Source organism: Micromonospora sp. NPDC002411 (genome assembly GCF_053592955.1).
Window position 1 is genome coordinate 1 of sequence record NZ_JBSFBM010000616.1, and the last position, 1648, is coordinate 1648.

General features: G+C 68.1%; 1 protein-coding gene. It reads left to right on the forward strand.

Annotated elements, in window-relative coordinates:
* Positions 1-1648, forward strand: a 1648-nt coding sequence (locus ACWCO3_RS34470; RefSeq protein ID WP_450014183.1) for a molybdopterin-dependent oxidoreductase, incomplete at both ends; no start/stop codon positions are given.

Sequence of the window (1648 nt, forward strand, 5' to 3'; positions counted from 1 at the left end):
ATCCAGGGTTCGAACATGGCCGAGGCGCACCCGGTGGGTTTCCAGTGGGTGATGGAGGCCAAGCGCCGAGGCGCGAAGGTGTTCCACGTCGACCCACGCTTCACCCGCACCAGCGCGCTGGCTGACGCGTACCTGCCGATCCGGGCGGGCACCGACATCGCGCTGCTCGGCGGGGTGATCCGCTACATCCTCGAGAACGAGCTGGACTTCCGGGAGTACGTGGTCTCCTACACCAACGCCGCGACGATCGTGACCGAGGAGTTCGCCGACACCGAGGACCTGCACGGGCTCTTCTCCGGCTTCCAGGAGGAGAACGCCTCGTACGACCAGACCAGTTGGCGTTACGAGGGCCACGGGCAGAATCAGACGACCCGCGACACCGAGATCCAGCGGGAGACCGGCGCTGGGCTGGAGCACGAGTCACACGGTGCCCCGGTCGGCGGCGAGACCGAGCGCGACGAGACGTTGCAGCACCCGCGCTGCGTCTACCAGATCCTGAAGCGGCACTACGCCCGCTACACCCCGGAAATGGTGGAACGCGTCTGCGGCATCCCGCAGGAGAAGTTCCTCGAACTGGCGCAGGCCTGGACGGAGAACTCCGGTCGGGACCGCACCGGAATGCTCGTCTACTCGGTGGGCTGGACGCAGCACAGCGTGGGTGTGCAGTACATCCGTACCGGCGCGATCATCCAGCTCCTGCTCGGCAACATGGGCCGGCCGGGTGGCGGGGTGATGGCGTTGCGGGGGCACGCCAGCATCCAGGGGTCGACCGACATCCCGACCTTGTTCAACCTGCTGCCCGGCTATCTGCCGATGCCGCACCACGCCAACCACCCGACGCTCGACACGTGGGTGGACAGCATCGCGCACCCAGGGCAGAAGGGGTTCTGGGGCAACGCCCGCACCTACGGCGTCAACCTGCTCAAGGCGTACTGGGGAGACGCCGCCACCGCCGACAACGACTACTGCTACGGCTACATGCCCCGGATGACCGGTGACCACGGCACCTACCAACAGGTGCTCAACATGATCGACGGGAAGGTCAAGGGGTACATCCTGCTCGGTCAGAACCCGGCGGTCGGTTCGGCGCACGGCCGGGCGCAGCGTCTCGGCATGGCCAACCTCGACTGGCTCGTGGTCCGGGACCTGTTCGAGATCGAGAGCGCCACGTTCTGGAAGAACGCGCCGGAGATCGAGACCGGCGAGATCGTGCCGGAGGAGTGCCGCACGGAGGTGTTCTTCCTGCCCGCCGCCTCGCACGTGGAGAAGGAGGGCACGTTCACCCAGACGCAGCGGCTGTTGCAGTGGCGGGAGAAGGCCGTCGAGCCACCAGGCGACGCCCGCTCCGAACTGTGGTTCTTCTACCACCTCGGTCGCGTCATCCGGGAACGGCTGGCGACGTCGACGAAGCCGCGCGACCGGGCGCTGCTCGACCTCGCCTGGGACTACCCCACGCACGGCCCGAACGCCGAGCCGAGCGCCGAGGCGGTGCTGCGCGAGATCAACGGGTACGACGTGGCCACCGGCCGGCCACTGGCGTCGTTCACCGAGATGAAGGACGACGGCTCCACCGTCGGCGGTTGCTGGATCTACACCGGCGTGTACGCGGACGGCGTCAACCAGGCGGCCCGCCGCAAGCCCGGCGCGG